This window comes from Marinobacter zhanjiangensis (genome assembly GCF_014651935.1).
GTDB lineage: Bacteria > Pseudomonadota > Gammaproteobacteria > Pseudomonadales > Oleiphilaceae > Marinobacter > Marinobacter zhanjiangensis.
Map to the genome: position 1 here is coordinate 97104 of NZ_BMXV01000009.1, position 20290 is coordinate 117393.

General features: G+C 62.7%; 18 protein-coding genes. 6 read left to right on the forward strand and 12 right to left on the reverse strand.

Annotated elements, in window-relative coordinates; genetic code table 11:
- Positions 1-66: 66 nt before the first annotated feature.
- Complete coding sequence (gene speE, locus IE079_RS17055; RefSeq protein ID WP_189578062.1) at positions 67-948, reverse strand: polyamine aminopropyltransferase; 882 nt, start codon at positions 946-948, stop codon at positions 67-69.
- Positions 949-1118: 170 nt separating this feature from the next.
- Here speE and speA point away from each other — a divergent pair, with 170 nt between their 5' ends.
- The 4 genes from speA to tcdA all read left to right on the forward strand — a co-directional run bounded on the left by speA (position 1119) and on the right by tcdA (position 5319).
- Positions 1119-3020: a biosynthetic arginine decarboxylase gene (gene speA, locus IE079_RS17060; RefSeq protein ID WP_227712573.1), complete on the forward strand. Its 1902-nt coding sequence runs from the start codon at positions 1119-1121 to the stop codon at positions 3018-3020.
- Between the two features lie 148 nt (positions 3021-3168).
- On the forward strand, positions 3169-3768 hold the full coding sequence (locus tag IE079_RS17065) for a sigma-70 family RNA polymerase sigma factor (protein WP_189578136.1): 600 nt from the start codon (positions 3169-3171) through the stop codon (positions 3766-3768).
- A complete protein-coding gene (locus tag IE079_RS17070; RefSeq protein ID WP_189578063.1) occupies positions 3765-4400 on the forward strand; it encodes a ChrR family anti-sigma-E factor in 636 nt (211 codons plus the stop codon). The genes IE079_RS17065 and IE079_RS17070 overlap by 4 nt, the downstream gene beginning before the upstream one ends.
- A 121-nt stretch (positions 4401-4521) precedes the next feature.
- Entirely contained in the window at positions 4522-5319 is a 798-nt protein-coding gene (tcdA, locus tag IE079_RS17075) for a tRNA cyclic N6-threonylcarbamoyladenosine(37) synthase TcdA (protein WP_189578064.1), read from the forward strand.
- On the opposite strand, the gene IE079_RS17080 is transcribed toward tcdA, so the two are convergent.
- The 4 genes from IE079_RS17080 to IE079_RS17095 all read right to left on the reverse strand — a co-directional run bounded on the left by IE079_RS17080 (position 5307) and on the right by IE079_RS17095 (position 8851).
- Entirely contained in the window at positions 5307-6284 is a 978-nt protein-coding gene (locus tag IE079_RS17080; RefSeq protein WP_189578065.1) for an NADP-dependent oxidoreductase, read from the reverse strand. The genes tcdA and IE079_RS17080 overlap by 13 nt on opposite strands.
- A 110-nt stretch (positions 6285-6394) precedes the next feature.
- On the reverse strand, positions 6395-6880 hold the full coding sequence (locus IE079_RS17085; RefSeq protein ID WP_189578066.1) for an acyl-CoA thioesterase: 486 nt from the start codon (positions 6878-6880) through the stop codon (positions 6395-6397).
- A 20-nt stretch (positions 6881-6900) separates the two neighbouring features.
- Positions 6901-8013 (reverse strand): SMP-30/gluconolactonase/LRE family protein, encoded by a 1113-nt coding sequence (locus IE079_RS17090; protein ID WP_189578067.1) that lies wholly within the window; start codon positions 8011-8013, stop codon positions 6901-6903.
- Between the two features lie 43 nt (positions 8014-8056).
- Complete coding sequence (locus tag IE079_RS17095) at positions 8057-8851, reverse strand: alpha/beta fold hydrolase (RefSeq protein WP_189578068.1); 795 nt, start codon at positions 8849-8851, stop codon at positions 8057-8059.
- A 121-nt stretch (positions 8852-8972) separates the two neighbouring features.
- Between IE079_RS17095 and cls the strand changes: the two genes are divergently transcribed.
- Complete coding sequence (gene cls, locus IE079_RS17100; protein ID WP_189578069.1) at positions 8973-10403, forward strand: cardiolipin synthase; 1431 nt, start codon at positions 8973-8975, stop codon at positions 10401-10403.
- A 59-nt stretch (positions 10404-10462) separates the two neighbouring features.
- On the opposite strand, the gene IE079_RS17105 is transcribed toward cls, so the two are convergent.
- The gene (locus IE079_RS17105; protein WP_189578070.1) at positions 10463-11086 is read right to left on the reverse strand and encodes a hypothetical protein; all 624 of its coding nucleotides are present in this window, start codon (positions 11084-11086) and stop codon (positions 10463-10465) included.
- 217 nt (positions 11087-11303) lie between these two features.
- Between IE079_RS17105 and IE079_RS17110 the strand changes: the two genes are divergently transcribed.
- A complete protein-coding gene (locus IE079_RS17110) occupies positions 11304-11669 on the forward strand; it encodes a hypothetical protein (protein WP_189578071.1) in 366 nt (121 codons plus the stop codon).
- A gap of 18 nt (positions 11670-11687) precedes the next feature.
- On the opposite strand, the gene IE079_RS17115 is transcribed toward IE079_RS17110, so the two are convergent.
- The 6 genes from IE079_RS17115 to lysA all read right to left on the reverse strand — a co-directional run bounded on the left by IE079_RS17115 (position 11688) and on the right by lysA (position 20282).
- Positions 11688-14468 (reverse strand): ATP-binding protein, encoded by a 2781-nt coding sequence (locus IE079_RS17115; protein ID WP_189578072.1) that lies wholly within the window; start codon positions 14466-14468, stop codon positions 11688-11690.
- The gene (locus tag IE079_RS17120; RefSeq protein WP_189578073.1) at positions 14465-16138 is read right to left on the reverse strand and encodes a GGDEF domain-containing protein; all 1674 of its coding nucleotides are present in this window, start codon (positions 16136-16138) and stop codon (positions 14465-14467) included. Before IE079_RS17120 ends, IE079_RS17115 begins: the two co-directional genes overlap by 4 nt.
- An 80-nt stretch (positions 16139-16218) precedes the next feature.
- Entirely contained in the window at positions 16219-17199 is a 981-nt protein-coding gene (gene xerC / locus IE079_RS17125) for a tyrosine recombinase XerC (protein ID WP_189578074.1), read from the reverse strand.
- 96 nt (positions 17200-17295) lie between these two features.
- A complete protein-coding gene (locus tag IE079_RS17130; protein WP_189578075.1) occupies positions 17296-18018 on the reverse strand; it encodes a DUF484 family protein in 723 nt (240 codons plus the stop codon).
- A gap of 84 nt (positions 18019-18102) precedes the next feature.
- On the reverse strand, positions 18103-19020 hold the full coding sequence (dapF, locus tag IE079_RS17135) for a diaminopimelate epimerase (RefSeq protein WP_189578076.1): 918 nt from the start codon (positions 19018-19020) through the stop codon (positions 18103-18105).
- Between the two features lie 11 nt (positions 19021-19031).
- Positions 19032-20282, reverse strand: a complete 1251-nt coding sequence (gene lysA, locus IE079_RS17140) for a diaminopimelate decarboxylase (RefSeq protein WP_189578077.1) — start codon at positions 20280-20282, stop codon at positions 19032-19034.
- Positions 20283-20290 lie beyond the last annotated feature (8 nt).

Consider the following 20290-nt stretch of genomic DNA (forward strand, 5'->3'; position numbering starts at 1 on the left):
GAGATCGAAACAAAAGAGGGCAGCCATTGGCTGCCCTCTTTTTTTGCCTGTTTTCTGGCGGTCGGATCAGCCCTCAGCCGGCCTGACCGGATCTTCCAGGGCTTCCGCCATGAACTGGGGCATGGCCAGCGCACCACGGTGGACGCCCTCGTTGTAATAGCGGGTCACGAACGGGCGATCAGCGGCGTCTTCCTCCCGGAAATAGCTGGTATGCACATCCTTGCCCCCCATGGTGCAGCTCCACCAGCCGGTAGGGTATACCGGTTGCGGAAACGGCAGGGTATGAACGTGATCGAAGCCGGCTTCCTTCATATCTCTGTGGATATCGCGGATGATGCTGTCGGTATGCAGCAGCGGCGATTCGCTCTGCTGCACAACGATGCCACCCTCACGCAGTGCAATCATGCAGTCACGGTAGAAATCCAGGGCAAACAGGCCTTCCGCCGGCCCCACCGGGTCGGTGCTGTCGACAATAATCACATCCACCGTTCCGGGCGGCTGGTCACGTACCCACTGGATGCCATCGCCAAAGAAGAAATTGGCGCGGGGGTCGCGATTGGACTCACACAGTTCCGGAAAGTACTTCTCGGACACTTTGGTTACCCGTTCATCGATTTCCACCTGCCAGGCTTCTTCCACGTCCGGGTGCTTGAGCACCTCTTTGAGAGTGCCGCAGTCACCGCCGCCGATGATCACCACCCGTTTCGGGTCACGGTGAGTGAACAGCGCCGGATGGGTCATCATCTCGTGGTAGAGAAAATTGTCGCGGCTGGTGAGCATGACGCAGCCATCCAGCACCATCAGGTTACCGAAGGTTTCCGTTTCCCAGACTTCCAGTTTCTGGAAATCCGTCTGCTCTTCATGAAGCTTGCTTTTCACCTGCAGGGAAAACGCCGTGCCCTGGTCCTGGAAAACTTCAGTGAACCAGTTTTTGTCCAGTGTACTCATTGCCAAACCTCCCTTGATCGATGGCGCCATTGTAGAGTCGGGCAGCCGCCAGCCAAAGCACTAATTCTGACACCGGGGTCGCCGCCATTTCCCGGTTCCCACAGTGCGGGCAAGGAGCCTACAATGGGCGCGCCGGCAACCATGCCCTTTCTGCAATTCAGGATATCAGTATGACCACCAAAACCACCGCCAGCCAGGTGTACAACATTCCCCACTGGAGCGATGGCTATATTGATGTCAGCACCGATGGCGAGGTGCTGGTCCAGCCCCACCGTCAGGCTCGTGACACTCATGTTCGTCTGCCGGAACTGATCCGCCAGCTGACCGGCCGGGGTATTGCCTTACCGGTACTGATCCGCTTCACCGATATCCTTCATGATCGGGTCAACACCCTTTGCCAGTCCTTCAACGATGTCGCCGCCGAACACGGGTATCGCGGTGGTTACACCGCGGTTTACCCGATCAAGGTAAACCAGCAAAGGGGTGTGGTGGAGGAGCTCCTGCGGGCACAACCGGCGGCAGACAATGGCCAGATCGGGCTGGAAGCCGGCAGCAAGCCGGAACTGATGGCGGTGCTGGCCCTGTCGGCTCCCGGAGCCGTCATCGTATGCAATGGTTACAAGGACCGGGAGTACGTGCGCACCGCGCTGATCGGCCAGAAGCTGGGCAACCGGGTGTTTATCGTGGTGGAAAAGCCCTCCGAGCTGAAGCTGATCCTGGAGGAAGCCGGGCGACTGCAGGTGACACCACTGATCGGTATCCGCGCGCGCCTGGCGACCATTGGCAAGGGCAACTGGCAGAACACCGGCGGCGAAAAGTCGAAATTCGGCCTGTCCGCCGGCCAGGTGCTGGATGTGGTGGAACGACTGCGTGCCGCCGGCGCGCTGGACAGCCTGCAGCTGCTGCATTTCCACCTGGGTTCGCAGATTGCCAATATCCGTGACATCCAGACCGGCCTGCGCGAATGCGCCCGTTTCTACAGTGAGCTTCGCCAGCTGGGCGCGCCGGTGGACACGGTGGATATCGGTGGCGGCCTAGGGGTGGATTACGAGGGCACCCGCTCCCGCAGCAGCTGCTCCATGAACTACAGCATGCGCGAGTACGCCTGGAACGTGATTCACACCCTGCAGGGGGAATGCGACCGGGCCGGTGTGCCCCACCCGGACCTGATCAGCGAATCCGGCCGCGCCCTTACGGCCCACCATGCAGTGCTGGTGACCAATGTCATTGACCGGGAGCAGCCGGAGTCGCGCACCCCGTCGGCACCGGCGGAGGATGCGCCGGGTCCCGTGCACGACCTGTGGCGGGATTACCGGCACCTGACCGATGGCGACAACCCCCGGTCCCGGGTCGAGATCTACCACGACCTGCTTCACGCCATGAGTGACGTTCACGCCCAGTTTGCCCATGGTGTGCTTTCGCTGGCCTACCGGGCTGAGGCCGAACGCATCTACACCGCCAGTTGCCGGCGATTGCAGCAACAGCTCAACAGCGCCAACCGGGCCCACCGGGAAATCCTCGATGAACTCAACGAAAAGCTGGCCGAAAAGCTGTTCGTGAACTTTTCCCTGTTCCAGTCACTGCCTGATATCTGGGGTATCGACCAGATATTCCCGGTGCTGCCCATCAGTGGCCTGGACCGTGCCATCACCCGGCGCGCGGTCATCCAGGACATCACCTGCGACTCGGATGGCCGTATTGACCGCTACGTGGACGGCCAGGGGGTGGAAACCACCCTGCCCCTGCCGGAGCACGACGACAGCGAACCACTGCTGATGGGGTTCTTCATGACCGGGGCCTACCAGGAAATCCTCGGCGACATGCACAACCTGTTCGGCGACACCCATTCGGTGGATGTCCGCCTGACCGGAGACGGCCATTACCAGATCAGCCAGCCCACCGAAGGCGATACGGTGTCAGATGTCCTCCGCTATGTGAACTTCGACCCCGAGGCCCTGATCGAGGCCTACCAACGCCGCTTCCTGGCCAGTGGGCTGCCCGCTCATGAACAGGAACCACTACTGCGGGAACTGGAAGCCGGCTTGCAGGGCTACACCTACCTGGAGGAATAGGCTGTCTGCCGGCAGCCGGTGGAAAAAATTCAGCATTATCCTGATCCGGCTCCATGATCGGGGCGTACATCCGGCTACTGACAATCGCTGGACGAGTGCTACAATCATGATGAATAACACGTCAGCTCATGCCGTCAAGGAGCGCCCGGTGACCACACTGGACCAGAAACCTTCGCGGGCAGAGGGCCGCAAGGATCCCTGGAGTCAGCTTCTCGAGAAAGTCGGCAAGCACCAGGACCGTCAGGCCTACCATGCTCTGTTCGAGCACTTTGGCCCGCAGATCAAGTACTATGCCATGGCCAATGGCATGTCGAGCCATGCCGAGGAACTGGTACAGGAAGTCTTCGTGTCCATCTGGCGTCGTTCCTGTCTGTACGACTGGCGCAAGGCGGCCGCGTCCACCTGGATTTTCACCATCGCCCGTAACCAGCGCATTGACATGCTGCGCAAGATGAAGCGCACCAGTGCGGAAATTCAGGTGGAAACCGAAGACTTGTGGCAGATTCCCGGCGACAATGAAGATGAACCGGTCACCTCACTGCATCGGCTGATGTCCGAGCGCCGGGTCAGGGACTCGCTTCGTCACCTGCCCGAGGAACAGATTACGGTGATCGCCAAGGTGTACATGGAGCAGAAGTCACACCAGATGGTGGCCGACGAACTCGACATACCCCTGGGCACCGTCAAAAGCCGCGTCAGACTCGCACTGAACAAGCTCAAGGTCATTTTGCAGGATCAGAACGTATGACCCGTCATCACCCTGACAGCCTGATGTTGATGGAATACAGCGCAGGCAACCTGAGCGAGCCCCATGCCCTGTGCATCCGGCTTCACCTGGACAAGTGCGCCCATTGTCGCAGCCGTGTGGATGCCCTGGACAGCCTTGGCGCCGTAATGATGGAGCAGCAGTCTCAGGTGAGCGTATCGGAATCCACCTTCGACAGTATCCTGGCCCGTATCGACAGCGAGCCAGCGCCACAACCGACACCCCGCACGCCTCCCCGCTCGCCCCTCAGCAAGTTGCTGGGTGATGATCTGGATGGGCTGCCATGGAAGCGTCAGCTGCGGGACGTCAGTGTGCTGGATATCACCGACCGCTTCCCCGGCCAGAAGGACCAGGTGATACTGCAGAAACTGTGCGCCGGCGGCAAGGCACCGGCCCACACCCATCGGGGAGAGGAAACCACCCTGGTGCTGCAGGGCGCCTTTTCCGACAACCGGGGCGTGTTCAACCAGTGGGACTTTGTCGTGCTGGGGCAGGAAGACGAGCACAAACCCGTGGCCCTGGAAGGTGATGACTGCATTACGCTGTCGGTTCTCAGTGCCCCGCTCAAGCTCACCGGCACCTTTGGCCGCCTGCTGAACCCGTTTATCCGCTGACTCCCGGCTGGCTCCGGTAGCCCGGGGTCAGCTCCCTTCTCCTCAGTGAAATCCCCGCTAGTGACCGCACTCTGATGCTGTAGAATACGCGCTTTCATGCAACAGTTGATACGGCATTTCCATGAGCAGTGACGACTACAGCTTCCGCTTCGGCGGCATTGAGCGCCTTTACGGGCAACGTGCCAGCGAAGCTTTCCGCCGGTCCCATATCGCGGTGGCCGGTCTGGGAGGCGTGGGTTCCTGGGCGGCGGAGGCGCTGGCCCGCAGTGGCGTTGGCACGATTACCCTGATCGACATGGATGACGTCTGTGTGTCCAATACCAACCGCCAGCTCCATGCCCTGGAAGGCGAGTATGGTCGTACCAAGACCGATGCCGTGGCCGACCGGCTGCGGGCCATTAATCCACAGGCGGATATCCGGATCCACTTCGGTTTTGTGACCATGGCTAACGTGGCTGATCTGATCAATGAGGACATGGATGGGGTGGTGGACGCCATTGATAGCGTCAAGTCGAAGGCGGCGCTGATTGCCCATTGCAAGCGCCGCAAGATTCCGCTGGTGGTGGCCGGCGGTGCCGGCGGCCAGATCGACCCCACCCGGATTGAAGTGGCGGATCTCAGCCGCACCACCCAGGATCCGCTGCTGGCCAAGATCCGCAACCTGTTGCGGCGGGAATACGGTTTCTCCCGCAACCCCAAGCGTCGCTTCGGGGTAGAGGCCGTCTATTCCACCGAGCAGCTCATCTATCCGGCGGCGGACGGCGAAGTCTGCCATCAGAAGCCGGACACCGCCGGCCCGGTGCGACTGGACTGCGCTACCGGGTTCGGCGCGTCATCACCGGTCACCGCCAGCTTCGGTTTTATTGCGGCCTCACGGTTGATCAACCGCATTGCCCGCAAGGCCGCTCAGGCTTCCTGAAGCTCCAGCACCAGCTTGCCGCGCACATGGCCCCCCTCCAGCAGGTGGTGGGCCGCGGCGGCGTCGGTCAGCGGGAATACACCGTCCACATGCACCTTCACATCACCGTCCTCAATCAGCTCAAGGATTTCCTCGAGCTCGAATACATCCGGCCGTACCGTCATGCCGTGGGCCTTGAGCCCCATACGTTCCGCCTCGCTGACAATCTCGTCGGCGGTGACCGTTGGAATGGTGACCAGCATGCCATGTTCGCTGAGGGTATGCAGTGAGCGCTTGCCGGTGTCGCCGCCGACCAGGTCGAGCACCAGGTCAAGGCCGTAGCATTCGTCGGCAAAGTCCACCTGGTGGTAGTCGATAACCTCATGCACCCCCAGACCGGCCAGGAAGTCCCGGTTATCAGCGGACGCGGTGGCAATCACGTGGGCCCCGCGCACCAGCGCGAACTGCACCGCCAGGTGCCCGACGCCACCAGCGCCAGCATGGATCAACACCTTCTGTCCGGGCTCCAGCTCACCCACATCGAACAATGCCTGCCAGGCGGTCAGCCCTGCCAGGGGCAACCCCGCTGCCGACACCAGCTCCAGCTCCTCCGGCACGATGGCCAGCTCCGCCGAGGGCACCGCCAGATACTGGGCGCAGGCACCGCCATTGGTCGGGAAGCCCACCATACCCATGACCCGGTCACCGGGCACCAGGGCAGACACCCTGGCCCCTGCCGCGACCACCTCGCCGGCCATGTCATAACCCGGCGTCCAGGGCAGTCGGTTCTCGATCTGGCGGGCGGCGAAACCCAACCCACGCCGGGTCTTCCAGTCAATGGGGTTGAGGCCGGCGGCCACTACCCGTACCAGGACATCCTCCGGACCGGGCTCCGGTATCGGCGCATCCTCCACCACCAGCACATCGGGCTCGCCAAACTGATGATAAACCAGGTGTTTCATGGTCGTGACCTCTTGTGGATCCATGACAGCCTCCCAACCGGAACCCCGGGAAAAATGACGCTCCGGCCAGAGCCGGAGCGGGCCGGCGCCCTCGTGGTCCGCCACCCTGACCTGTCAGACTAGCAGAAACCCGGTCAACCTGCGGCTCCGGCGAAGGTATAGCCGCCCTCGACCCGGATACGGTGGAAGATTTCCGCGTATTCCGGCGGTACCCGCGACGGCCGCTGTGAGGCCATAGTGACGCAGGCGTGGGTGGACACGGCCCGCACCAGGGTCTTGCCGTCCGCCGGCCGGATAAGCTGGAACTGCCGGGCCGAGCGGATACGGCCGTCGAAATCCGTGAACCAGGTGCCCAGCACCAGGTGGTCGCCGGCATTGGCCGACGCCAGGTAATCGATTCCGGTATGGGTAATGGCCATGGCCTTGCCGGTCTGTTCGTGCAGGGCCCAGGTCATGCCTTCACTCTCTATGTGGGCCCAGCTGATATCCTCCAGCCAGCGCACATAGACCACGTTATTGGCATGACCCAGGCGGTCGGTGTCATCGTCGCCTACGTCAATGGTCAGGGTGAACGGGTCGGGCAGGTCCCAGGCCAGCGGGGCACCCTTGTTATCTTTCATGAACCACATACTCCTTCAGATCAGAGGTTGCCGGTTCGCGGTGACTCAGCCTCTTCGAGGCCGGGTACCGCCGACAAAGGCAGCCGCCCCAGGCGCTTGCTGTACAGGCTGCCGAAAAACAGTTCGCCATTGTGGACCCGGGCCGACGTGAGGCCCCACAGGTAATCCCCCCGGGTATCCTGCAGGCTGGTGATGACGTTGCCTTCACCATCCAGCGCCAGCACCAGCCCGTAATGGCCGGCACCCGGCCTCAGGGACTCCGGCAGCCTTGCCACAAGGTCTTTCAGCCAGGGGTGCCGGTGCAGGAAATCCAGCCCCGGCTGGCGCAGCGACGGCAGGGCGACCCAGTACCGCCCCCTGCGGTCCACATCCAGATTGTCGGGAAAGCCCGGCAGATTATCAGCAAAGACCTCCGCCTGCCCCTGTTTCGGGCCGGTGAGCCAGAACCTCAGCAATCGGTATCGGGGGGTTTCCGCCACGAGCAGGAAATCAGCGCCGGGGGACACCACCACACCATTGGCGAAGTAGAGGTTGCGCAATAATACCCGCGTCCGTCCGGTGGCCGGGTTGTGGCTGAGCAGACGGCCATTGGGGCGCATGGCCAGCATGTCCAGCTGGTGGTCGGCCAGCGAATGACGCGAGCTGGCGTCGGTGAAGTAGATCATCCCGTCCGGCGCCACGTCGACACCGTCCGTCAACCGGAAGGGCAGCCCCTCCGCCTCACGGGTCAGCATCCTTACCTCGCCGGCGGGGGACACCTCCAGCAGGCCCCGTTCCGCGTCCGCGACGATCAGATTGCCGTTGTGGTCAAAAACCAGACCCAGGGGGCGGCCGCCGGTTTCGACCCACCGCTGCGGGTCACTTTCGCTATCCGCTTCCAGCCGCATGATCCAGCCATCGGCAGTGCCGGTGTATAGTCGGCCCTGGTCGTCCATCGCCGTATCCTCGGGGTGCTCCAGCTGCCCCCTGGCCAGGATATCCGATAACCTCAGCCGTTCATTGGGTGATAAAGCACCACTCAGGGCGGGCGGCGATGGTGGCTGCCAGCCATGACTGTCGATCGGCGAAGGGCTGAGCAGGAAGCTCCCCAGCAGCAGAAACACGATCAGTAACAGTATCAGCAGCCATTTCATGGAACGGTTCCTGTACCGGTTGTGTTGCCGGACCAGCGCACTCTTATGAGGATGTCAGAAACTCCCGGCAAAGGCGGGCGAACTCGTCCGGTTTCTCGGCATGCAGCCAGTGATCGGTGCCGTCGATTTCCTCGATGCGGGCTTCGGGAAACAGGGAGTGAATGCGGTCGTGGTGCTTGCGCTGGATGTAGGCGGAATCGGCCCCCTTGAGGAACAGTACCGGCCCGTCAAAGGGCCCGTCACCTTCCGGGGCATCTGCCAGCTTCTGATAACACGCGTCGATGACCGGCAGGTTCAGGCGCCAACGGAAAGTGTCCGGGTTATCGTCTTTCTCGTCCTTCGGCACCCGTTCCAGGTTCTTCAGCAGGAACATGCGGATTTCGGGTACCTCTACATACTCCTTCAACGCACGGTCGGCATCCGAGCGGGAACTGACGGAGGAGAGATCCAGGTTCTTCATGCCTTCCAGGATGGCGTCATGGCGGGGGTGATAGGTTACCGGCGCGATGTCCGCCACGATCAGCCGCTCCACCCGCTCCGGGAAAGTGAGAGCCACCTGCATGGCGGTCTTGCCACCCATGGAGTGGCCAAGCAGACAGGCCCTGTCGATACCCTGTTCATCCAGGTAGGCGATCACATCTTCGGCCATGGCCGGATAATCCATGGACTCCGTATGAGGCGACCGGCCGTGATTGCGCAGGTCCAGCCCGTGAACCTGCCAGCCATCCTGCAGCCTCTGACTGACACTGCCCAGGTTCTCCAGGGAGCCAAACAAGCCGTGAAGCAGCAGCAGGGGCCTGCCTTCGCCGGTGATCCGGTGATGTAACCTGACGCTCATCCTTACCTCTTCCTGACTGTTCATGGTGAATGGTCCGGCACTGGCCCATTAATGGAAGGGGCCATACAGGAGCTGTCCGGGTTTGCTATTGTTGCAAGGTCTGTTTGCAAGAGTACAGTACATGCCGGATTTTTCACTACTGGCCGTTGTTGTCACCGCGCTCTATGGCGTAGCCCTTTTCTGCATCTACCGCATCCTGCTCAGCTACCGCACTGCCCAGGGCGCCATTGGCTGGGTTATCGGCCTGATCGGCATGCCATGGATCGCCGTGCCACTCTTCCTGGTGTTCGGTCGCAATCGCTTCTCGGGCTACGTCCGGGCCCGGCGCATGAACGACCAGACCCTGGACCCCCTGCTGAGCCAATACGAACATCAGGCCGAGGGTATCCCGTACCCGGACTTTCCCAATGGTGTTGATGAACTGCGCGTACTCAGCAAGCTCGGCAGACAACCCTTCACCGGTAGCAATCACTGTACGCTGCTGAAGAATGGCGAGGCCACGCTCGAAGCCCTGTTCGATGCCATGGAGAGTGCCACCGACTATATTCTGCTGGAATTCTACATCGTTCGTTCCGACCGGGTCGGGGCCCGCATCCTCAACATTCTCAGGCGCAAGCTGGCCCAGGGCGTGCGGGTCTACTTCCTGTATGACGACATCGGCAGCCTGTTGCTGCCGGGTCACTACCTGAAGGCCCTGAGAACCGCCGGAGCCAAAGTCACCTCCTTCGGCAATGGCAACGTCCGCCGGCGCCGGTTACAGATCAACTTCCGCAATCATCGCAAGATCCTGGTCTGTGACGGACGGGTCGGCTTCGTAGGGGGTATCAATCTGGGTGACGAGTACCTGGCAAGGGAGCCGGGCGAAGAAGTGTGGCGGGATACCCACTGCCGGGTTGAGGGCCCGGCGGCACTGGGGCTTCAACTGGCCTGGCTGGAGGACTGGAACTGGGCCGCCGACGCAAACCCGGAGCTGAACTGGCAGCCCCGACGCGCCGAGACCGGCGACCAGCAGGTGCTGATTCTCCCCAGCAGTCCGGCCGACCGCTGGGAAACCTGCACGCTGTTCTTCCTTAACTGCATCAATAATGCACGTGATCGGCTGTGGATCGCGTCACCTTACTTCGTGCCGGATGTCCAGATTATCAATGCCCTGCAACTGGCAGCCATGCGGGGCGTGGACGTACGTATCCTGATCCCCGAAAAGGCCGACCACCTGCTGATTCACCTGGCGGCCTACTCCTACCTGGTAACCGCCAACGAGTGCGGCATCAGGATCTGCCAGTATCAGCCCGGCTTCCTGCACCAGAAGGTGGTACTGGTGGACGACCGCTACGCAGCCGTTGGCACCGCCAACCTGGACAACCGGTCCATGCGACTGAACTTCGAAATCGCGGCACTGACCACGGCGCCGGATTTCGTGGCGGATGTGGAAGCAATGCTGGAAGCGGACCTGGCCAGGAGCCGGCAACTGGAACGGGCGGACTATGAGGACCGCTCACTGCTGTTCCGGCTTGCCTGCCGCTCCGCCCGCCTGATGGCACCGCTGCTATAGCACCGACAGCCTTCCCTGAACGGCTCACTGCAACGCCGACACCACCGCCGCGGGAAGCTTCACGACTGTTCGCCAGACTCCTTCTCGTCCGGGACTTCCGCCAGTGACAGATGACTGACGTCCGGCACTACTGGTGGCGGTGTGTCACGCTTGACTCCCAGATCGGTGCCGGCTGGCGCAAGGGTCCATTCATCCAGATGCTGGAACATGGGGGCGGGGTCGTGCCGCTCTTCACTCAACCGGACACCTGTCGGTTCCAGGCCAAGGCTGGAGCCCGCCAACAGGTCATCCACCTTGTCACCGGCGACCGGCAGGCGATCACCCGGCTCCACTGCCGGTCCGGCACCGGCAGCCGCCTGGTCACGGTTCGCGGCACCGGCAGGCTGCGTGGCGGGTGCCGCCTGCTCACTGGTTTCTGGTTGCGGGGCTGGCCTGGGCGGGGGACTGGCCGGCTGGCTCTCCTCCATGGGCTCGACATGGGCGACCATGCCGTGACGGGCCAGTACGGAACGGTATTTTTCCGCCTGATCCTGTTCCAGCCGGTTGCGGATAACCACCGGGCGCCCGCTGAACATACGGTCGACCTGTTCAACAGACGCTTTGAACAGGGCACGGGCATTATTGCGGGCAGTCTCAATGTCGGTGCCGGGCTGACACTCGCCCCGGAAAATCAACTGAAACATGTTCTGATCCTTGCGATTGCCATCTGTCGCACTCTGGCACAGCTTGATGACTGGGGATGTCTATTCCTGTAGTTTAGCGCCCCACGTCAGAAAATGGCACGCAACAGGTCATCCTGACCTGTTATTTGTGAAACGTTGAAAAATACGGCCTGTTTTGCCGACCTTATCCCATTTTTTTGAGATAATTTTCGTAAAGGAATGTAACAGGAGATTCGGCATGGTCAACCGTTCACTGGCCTACCTGACAGGATGCCTGCTTGGCATCACGCCGCTGCTGGCCAATGCCGACAATATCGATATGCTGATGAACGGGCTGTTTTCCCAGGAAGAACTGACCTACATCGGCTTCGACAGCGTCGAGCGCACCGATATTCCGGAAGCCTCCGGGGTTGATCGCAAATACCTGATCGTGGACTTTCGCAGCAGCCGGGAACAATCCAGGGAAACCCGGGTCGCCCTGGTCCACAAGGTCTGCATGACCCTGCTGGGCAACCCGGAGCTGATCCGTGGCCTGAGCCATCAGGGCTATGACATGGTGAGTGTGGCCTTCGACCGCCACTATCAGTACGACTGCATCCCCTGAAGCGCTTTCCCGTGCGTTTCACGGCTTGCCGCTGGCGTCCGGTTCAGTGCCCAGCAGGGTCGGGAAGGCTTCCAGAGCGGTATTGACCGCATCCAGGTTGAACGCATCCACATCAGCCATCAGTTTTTCCGCGTAGCGGGTTACCGCCCGTGACCGGTAGCGTTGCCCCCAGCTGAGCACCCGCGCGGCGAAATACCGCATCTGTTCCGGGTCGCCGCTTTCGCGCACGGTACGCCATTCGTCGCCGAAGTCCTCCCGCAACTGTTCCCTGAGCCAGCTTCGCTCCTGCATGTCCAGGGTTTCCGTCATGGGCGCCTGGCTGACCTCCGGCTCGTCCCCGGGATCATCGTCCATTGGCACTACCTCCACCTCCGGCAGCACCAGCACAAAAGTGGAACCTCTCCCCTGAACGCTTTCGACACTGAGCTCACCGCCCATCATCCGCGCCAGCTTGCGGCTGATGGCAAGGCCCAGACCGGTCCCGCCATACTTGCGGCTGCTCTGCCCTTCCTGCTGCTCGAAGGCATCGAAGATGCGGCCCTGCTGGTCCTCGGCAATGCCGATGCCGGTATCGGTGACGGCGATGGTCAGGCGGCAGACGTCTTCCTCGCCCCGGCGCTCCATGTCAGCCACCTCGGCACGCACCGTGACCCCGCCCTCATGGGTGAACTTGATGGCATTGCCAACCAGATTGAACAGCACCTGACGCAGGCGCGTTTCATCCAGGATCATCCCTGCCGGCATATCCGGAGCCACGCTCACCTCCAGGCTGACATTGTGCTCCCGTGCCCGCAGGTCGAAGATATGGCGAACGTCCTGTAACAGGCGACGCAGGCTCACCGGGCCAAACTCCAGGCGCATCTTTCCGGCCTCGATGCGGGACAGGTCGAGGATATCGTTGATCAGCATCAGCAGGCTGCGGCTGCTGGCACGGATAGCCTCCAGGTAATGGTTCTGGCGCGGGTCGGTAACCGTCTTGCTGAGCAGGTCACTGTAGCCGATCACCGCGTTCATCGGCGTGCGTATCTCGTGGGACATATTGGCGAGGAACTCGCTCTTGGCGCGATTGGCACTCTCCGCCTCCCGCGCCAGCCGCTCCGCTTCCAGCTTGGCGGCCCGCAGCTCGTCCTCACTGCGCCGCAGCGCGTGCTCGGAGCGGATGCGTTCGTCTACCTCCCGTGACAGCTTGCGGTTCCAGTACAGGAAGATCAGCACCACCACCACCGCAATCAGCACCACCCGCTTGATGGCGGTGTAGTCCCGGTCTTGCTCGATATCCAGGTACACCCACCGATTATAGATAGCGTCCTTTTCGGCGGTATCGATGGTGCCCAGCCCCTTGTTGAGAATCCGCACCAGCTCCCCCCGCTTGCGGTTCACCGCCATGCGAAACTCGTACTCGTAGGGCGTGATGCTGGTTATGCGCAGGTTCGACAGCCCCAGCTTGGCCACGGTGTAACTGACCCCGGGGATATGCGTCACCATCACGTCCAGGTCGCCATTGGACAGCGCCAGCAAGCCGTCCTGCACGGTATTGACCGGATAGATATTGAGGTCCGGGTGATTGATCAGCAGGTAGTCATGGGCAGCGTGCTGGCTGACCACCCCCACCCGCTCCTGACGCAGCTCCCGCAGATCACCGATGAAGCGGCCATCCTCGCGGATCACCACCACAATGGGCAGGGTGAGATAGGCCCGGGTAAACAGGAAGTCCTCTTCCCGGCGGGGGGTTCGCGGAAGCGCCGGCAACACGTCGATGTCGCCGTTGCGGAGCATCTTTTCCGCTGTGGCCCAGTCCGACACCGAGCGGCTTTCGACATCGGCGCCAAGGCCGGTTCCCAGTCGCTGCACGAGATCCGGCACCAGACCCCGGGGGCTGTTGTTCTCGGTGAACTCGAACGGTGGCCAGTTTTCACGATAGGCGACGCGCAACGGACCGTGCTGCCGCAACCATTCATTTTCCATCGAGCTGAGCGCCAGACCTTCACCGGAATTCCGCTCCACCACCGGGTCCGGCAACCAGGAGGTACGAATACGCCGGTGCTCACTATGGCTGATGGATTCGATAGTGCGGTTGATGATCGGCACCAGCTCGGCCCGCTGTTCTTTTACCTCCACCACCACATCCACCGGGTTGCTGTCGAGCAGCACAATCAGCCCGACGCCATTGATCAGTGCCGACTGCAGGTAGTCCGCCACCACCGGCACGGGGCCCACGAAAGCATCGGCCTGCCCCGACAACACCATGCTGACCGCCTCGCTGATGGTAGCCACGGGCACCGGGGTAAAGTTATCAACGGAATCCAGCAGCGCATACTGGTTGCTGTCCTTGCCCACCAGAGCCACCCGCCGCCGCTCCAGGTCCGTCAGCCGCCGGATACCGGCATCGCCCGGGTCGGCAAAGATGCCGTAGGTCAGCTGCATGATCGGTCGGGAGCGCAGCCAGCCCTGGTCCCTGGCCTGTTCCGGCTGCCGGGTGCTGACCCGCACATCGGGCCCGGTTTTTTTCTCGAGATCCCCGCTGCTGTCGCCTATGGACCGGACATCAAGCCCGACCCTGAGCTTGGCGGCAATCAGCGTCAGGTAATCAACGTAGGTGCCGGCCAGCCAGCCCTCGGCGGTAACAAACGCCAGCGGCGGCTGACCGGCGCGCACACCGACTTCGAGCTCCTCGATGCCCTCCAGCAGCTCCAGTTCATCAGCGCCCAGTACCGGCCAGGGCAGCGGGGTCTCCGGATCGGCCCAGGCCGGTGGCAGGAACAGGGCCAGCAACAGAACAAGGGAAAGAACCTGTCTCACCGGGGCTTGAGCTCCGTGGCCATTTCCACACGGTTACGGCCATTGTTCTTGGCGATATACAGAGCCTTGTCGGCCTCATCGAACACGGCGTCGGGCTCGATGCCTTCGCGGAAACAGGACAGGCCCGCGGACACACTCACCCTGACCGGCTGCCCCTGAAAGTGGAACGGCATGTCCGCCACGTCACCACGAAGCTCATCCAGTACCCGTGTCGCTTGCTCCAGCGAGGTTTCCGGCAGTACTGCGACGAATTCCTCACCGCCGTAGCGGGCCACAAAATCCGTGGTGCGCAGACGTTCCCGTAATGCTTTCGCCACCAGCTGGATCACCCGGTCACCGGCCCTGTGCCCGAAGGAGTCGTTAACCCGCTTGAAATGATCGATGTCGATAACCGCCAGCGCCACCGGGCGCCCATAGCGCCGCCAGCGGTCATATTCAAAGCGCAGGCGCTCATCCCAGGCTTCCCGGTTCGGCAACTGGGTAAGGATATCCGTCAGGGCCCGGGCGCGCTCCTCTTCCAGTTGCTGGCGGACCTGTTCAGCGTGGGTTTCCATCGCCACCAGTTTTTCCCGCATGGCGTCCATCTGGCTGGTCATCTGCTGCTCGCGCTGTTCTTCCTGCCGGCTGAAGACTTCCACCGTACGGGCGATACGCTCGATATGGTGTGACACCGACGTGCGCAGTTCCGACACGTCAGAGCTGCTCTGAAGACTTCCGCCCAGCTCCGACAGCTCCGCCTGCACAGATTCTTCCAGCTTCGCCGCCGAGGTGCGACGGCCTGCCATGACATCCGCATGCTCGCTGAAGTGACCGTGCAGCGAGGACAGGCGCTCATCCAGCCGTTGCAGGAAACTTTCGAATTCCCGCTGGCTATGGGTCACCACGGCGATCACCAGGTCAGCGGTTTCGTCCAGACTCTGGCGCAGCAACGACCAGTCCTGCTGATCGGACAGGCGCGACTTGAGCAGGATGGCCTGTTTGTGGCTGTCCGGCGGTAACTCCACCTGCTGCATGATCCGGTCCATCAGCTCACCGACACGTCGGGCAATCCGCAGGCGCTGTTCGTCGTCAGCCGGGCCCGCGGGGACAATGGCGGCCGGGCGGAAGCCCAGATCGAGTTCAGGGGAGTGGTCTGGCGCGACGGTAGCGGTATCCTGGTCTGTCGCCGTCTCGCTCTCACCGCCGCGATTGAACAACCGACCCAGTAGTCCGCGTTCACGACCCGCTCCCCGGTCCCGGTGGGCCAGGGCCTGATCCGCCACCTGCGAGAAGGTTTCCAGCCAGGGCAGCAACTGCTGGCGGGGCAGCCCCCGGGGGCCCAGATCCCGGCGCAGACGCTTCAGTTCAGAGGACGTGTTGCGAGGCAGGTCGCCGTATTCCATGGAAGACAGCAGTTGCGACAGAATCCGGCCAGCCTCCCGGTCATCGCCGGCAACCTGGTCATCCAGACGCTCGAGTTCGTTATCAAGGCGCTCCTGGAAATCCCGCAGGCTGGCGGGGTCCCGCTCCTGCTCACGCAGATACTGGCGCAGGCCGGACAGCAGCGCGTCGAGGCGCTCGTCCTGCCCCTCCGAGGCCAGGCAGGCTCGAGCCAGCAGTCGCTCGACCAGGTAGCGAAGTTCGGTTTCATCGCTGGCGGTCAACTCCGCGCCGCTCTTTTTCGATGCCATGTCCTGTTCCGTTCTGATTGGGTTTCGTCCCCCGGTGCCACCGGTCCTGTCCGCACCGATAACAGGAGACTGCGACAACACTATAGCGAATCCCCGTCAACATGACCTTGACCCGACACCATTGCTTTCCTGCGCTTCGCCCTCGGATGGGCGGCGTCATAGACCCGGGCCAGGTGCTGGAAGTCAAGGTGGGTGTAAACCTGGGTAGTGGCAATGTCGGCATGCCCCAGCAGTTCCTGTACCGCCCTCAGGTCGCCACTGGACTCGAGCAGGTGACTGGCAAAGGAATGCCGCAACAGGTGCGGATGCAGATGCTGGTCGGCACCACGGTGCTGCCCCCACCGGCTCAGCCTTTGCTGCACGCTACGGGCGCTCAGGCGTTGCCCGCGCTGGCTGACGAACAGGGCGGTTTCTCCGGCCCCAGCCAGCGCGGGCCGCAGGGCCAGCCACTGCCGTAGCGCCCCGGCTGCCTTGCGGCCCACTGGCAACACCCGCTCCCGGTTGCCCTTGCCCAAAACCCGCACCTCGCCACCAGCAAGATCCAGATGGCGGAGATCCAGCCCGGTCATTTCGGAAAGGCGGAGCCCCGAGGAGTAGAAAAGCTCGAATATGGCCAGATCCCGTACTTCCAGGGGGTCTTCCGGCCGGGCGTCCAGCAGGTGGCCAAGCTGATCGGCATCCGCCGCCACCGGCAATCGCCGACCACTTTTCGGCGCGCGCACATCCAGCGCCGGATTAGTTCTGACACGGTATTCCCGTATCAGGTAATCGTAGAACCGGCGGATGGCCGACAGCGCCCGTGCGATGCTGCGGCCGGACAGGCCGTCTCGGTTCAGGGTGGCTGCATAGCGGCGTACATCCGCAACGGTGAGCTTCTCCCACTGATCTACCGGCGGCGACTGGCGCATGGCCCAGTGCATCAACCGGATCAGGTCCCGCTGGTAGCCCTGGCTGGTATGAGGGGAATGACGGCGTTCGGCAGACAGATAGTGCAGAAAGTCCGATAACGCGCCGGTCAGGCTGTCGGGCAGGGCTTCGTTGCCGGATTCATTGCGGCTCATCGGCTCCTCCGGATGCAGGACATCCAGATGCGGAACCAGGCTGCGGCACCCCCGACCAGCAAGGGGCCGGGAGTGTCGCAAAGGCCCGGGCAGACATCAGCGGGACTCGGCCACCGCATCCAGTAAAGGCTCCACCTGACGATGGCGCTGCAGCAGCGGCGGCAGCAGGCGGCTCAGGGTATCGCTGATGTAGCTCAGGAAAAGCGACCCCATGCTTTGATCGAAATAGCCCGGCTGGCAGCTTCCCACGGCGAATACGCCAACCAGGCGATCCGTGCGCAGCGGCACCAGTGCCACCGAGGCCACCGGCTCGTCGCGGCCGGGGAACAGGAAGTCGCGGTCGGTCTCGCGAAACTGACCGCAGACCGCCCGCTCACCCCCCAACAGGGAACCCAGCTGCCTGTCCGCCTCTTCCTCGGTGACCACATGCAATGCGCCCGTGGTGCTGCCCGCGGGCAGGGAGTCACCCACCAGCATCAGAGAGGCGGCGTCCAGCCCGAAATCACCGCGAATACTGTCGTCAATGGCAGAGGCCATTTCCGTGAGATTGCGGGCTTCAATGACCTGCATCAGCAGGCGCTTGCTCTTCTCGAACAGCCGGTCGTTATGGCGGGCAATGGAGACCAGCTCCACCAGCTCGTGGCGCAGGGTATCCCGTTGTTCGCGGTACAGGTGGACCTGGCGTTCCACCAGGGAAATCGCCCGGCCACTGTCATGGGGCAGTGTCAGAGAGCGCAGCAGCTCATCCCGACCGACAAAGAAATCCGGATTATTCTGCAGGTACTCCGCCACCTGCTCGGCGGTCAAGGTTGCATCCACTGAAGGTTCCCCTGTTGTTGCCTCGGCCTTCTGCCGGGCCGATGTTTCATGTTCCGGGTTGTGTAGCGTTGATGCCCACCCGGCTCAGCGATCCGCTGGCGTGTGGCGCCCCGATTGGCGGCGACCCCGGCGGCGGTGATCACCGGGCAGGCGGATCTGGCCATCAAAGACACGGGCGGTCGGCCCTTCCATCATAACAGGGGCCCCCTCACCCTGCCATTCAATCACCAGGTCACCCCCCGGTACTGTGATCCGCACCCGGTTATCCAATAGCCCCCGCAACTGGCCCACAACCACGGCCGCGCAGGCACCGGTGCCACAGGCCAGGGTTTCGCCGGCACCCCGCTCGAACACCCGCAGCCGGGCGCGACCACGGTCAATCACCTGCAGAAAACCGATATTGGCCCTGGAGGGAAACCGGGGGTGACGCTCCAGCACCGCCCCCTGGGTCTCCACCGGCGCCGTATCCACGTCGTCTACCAACAGCACCCCGTGAGGGTTACCCATGGACACCGCCGAAAGCTCCAGAGTCTGGCCGTTCACCTCAACCGGGTACACCAGCTGGCGCGACTCCGCCGCAAACGGAATCGCCGCCGGATTCAGCTCCGGCACGCCCATGTTCACGGTTACCCAGCCTTCCCGGCCAACCCGCAGTTCGATCACACCGGCGGCCGTCTGCACACGGATGACACGGCGATTGGTCAGGCGCTGATCGCGCACGAAGCGTGCGAAACAGCGGGCGCCGTTGCCGCACTGCTCCACCTCGGAACCATCGGCATTGAAGATACGGTAGCGAAAGTCCACATCCGGCAGGCCCGGCGGCTCCACCACCAGCAGCTGATCGAAACCCACACCGAAGTGGCGGTCCGCCAGCTTGCGGATCATCTCCGGGCGCAGGCGGAACGGCTGGCTGATGGCATCCACCACCATGAAATCGTTGCCCAGGCCGTGCATCTTGGTGAACGACAGCGTCGGGCCCTGGCTGCGTCCTGATCCACTCATCGCGTACTCACTCATTGCGGCAGGCAGTGTTCGTGACGGAGCTGGTCGTCGATTGTTTCCCGCTCGCGAATCACATGAACACGGCCACCGTCCACCATCAGTTCCGGAGGACGGTTACGGGTGTTGTAGTTGGAACTCATCACAAAACCATAGGCCCCTGCCGAGCGGACGGCCAGCAGGTCGCCCGCGGCCAGGGCCAGTGGCCGGTCCTTGCCCAGGAAATCGCCGGTTTCGCAGACCGGGCCGACGATATCCCAGGTCTTCTCCTCCCCGCCGGAGCGTGGGGCAACCGGCACAATGGCCTGCCAGGCGCTGTACAGGGCCGGGCGGATCATATCGTTCATGGCCGCATCGACAATGGCGAAGTTGTGCTGATCCGTGCACTTGAGAAACTCCACCCGGGTCAGCATGATGCCGGCATTGGCGGCAATCGAACGACCGGGTTCCAGCACCAGCTCCAGCTGTAGGTCCCCCAGGCGCTCGATCATGGCACCGATATAGTCTTGCGGAGAGGGGGGCTGCTCGTCCTCGTAGGCCACCCCGAGACCGCCCCCCATATCCAGGTGTCGCAGGATGATACCGTCGTCCGCCAACCGGTCCACCAGCGCCAGCACCCGGTCCATGGCATCCAGGAACGGGGCGGTTGTGGTCAGCTGCGAGCCGATGTGGCAGTCCACACCCTGCACGTCCAGATGGGGCATGGCGGCAGCGCGGGCATACACCCTGGGCGCGTCGGCGATGTCGATGCCGAACTTGTTCTGCTTGAGGCCGGTGGAAATATAGGGGTGGGTGCCGGCATCCACATCCGGATTGACCCGCAGGGATACCGGTGCCTTGACGCCCAGCTCCCCGGCAATCTCGTTGAGACGGTCCAGCTCGGTGTCCGACTCAACGTTGAAACAGCGTACCCCCACCTCCAGGGCACGGCGCATTTCCCAGGGCTGCTTGCCCACGCCCGAAAACACTACCCGCCCGGGCTCGCCGCCGGCGCGCAGCACCCGCTCGAGCTCACCGGCGGAAACAATATCGAAACCGGCGCCCAGGCGGGCCAGCACGTTCAGCACCGCCAGATTACTGTTGGCCTTGACGGCGTAACAGATCAGGTGCGGACGACCCGCCAGGGCACTGTCGTAGGCCCGGTAATGATTCTCGAACGCCGCCCGGGAATAGACATAAGCCGGCGTGCCGTGGTCACGGGCAATGTCGGCCACGGCTACCTGTTCCGCGAACAGCTGACCGTCGCGATAGCTGAACTGATCCATGAAAGAGT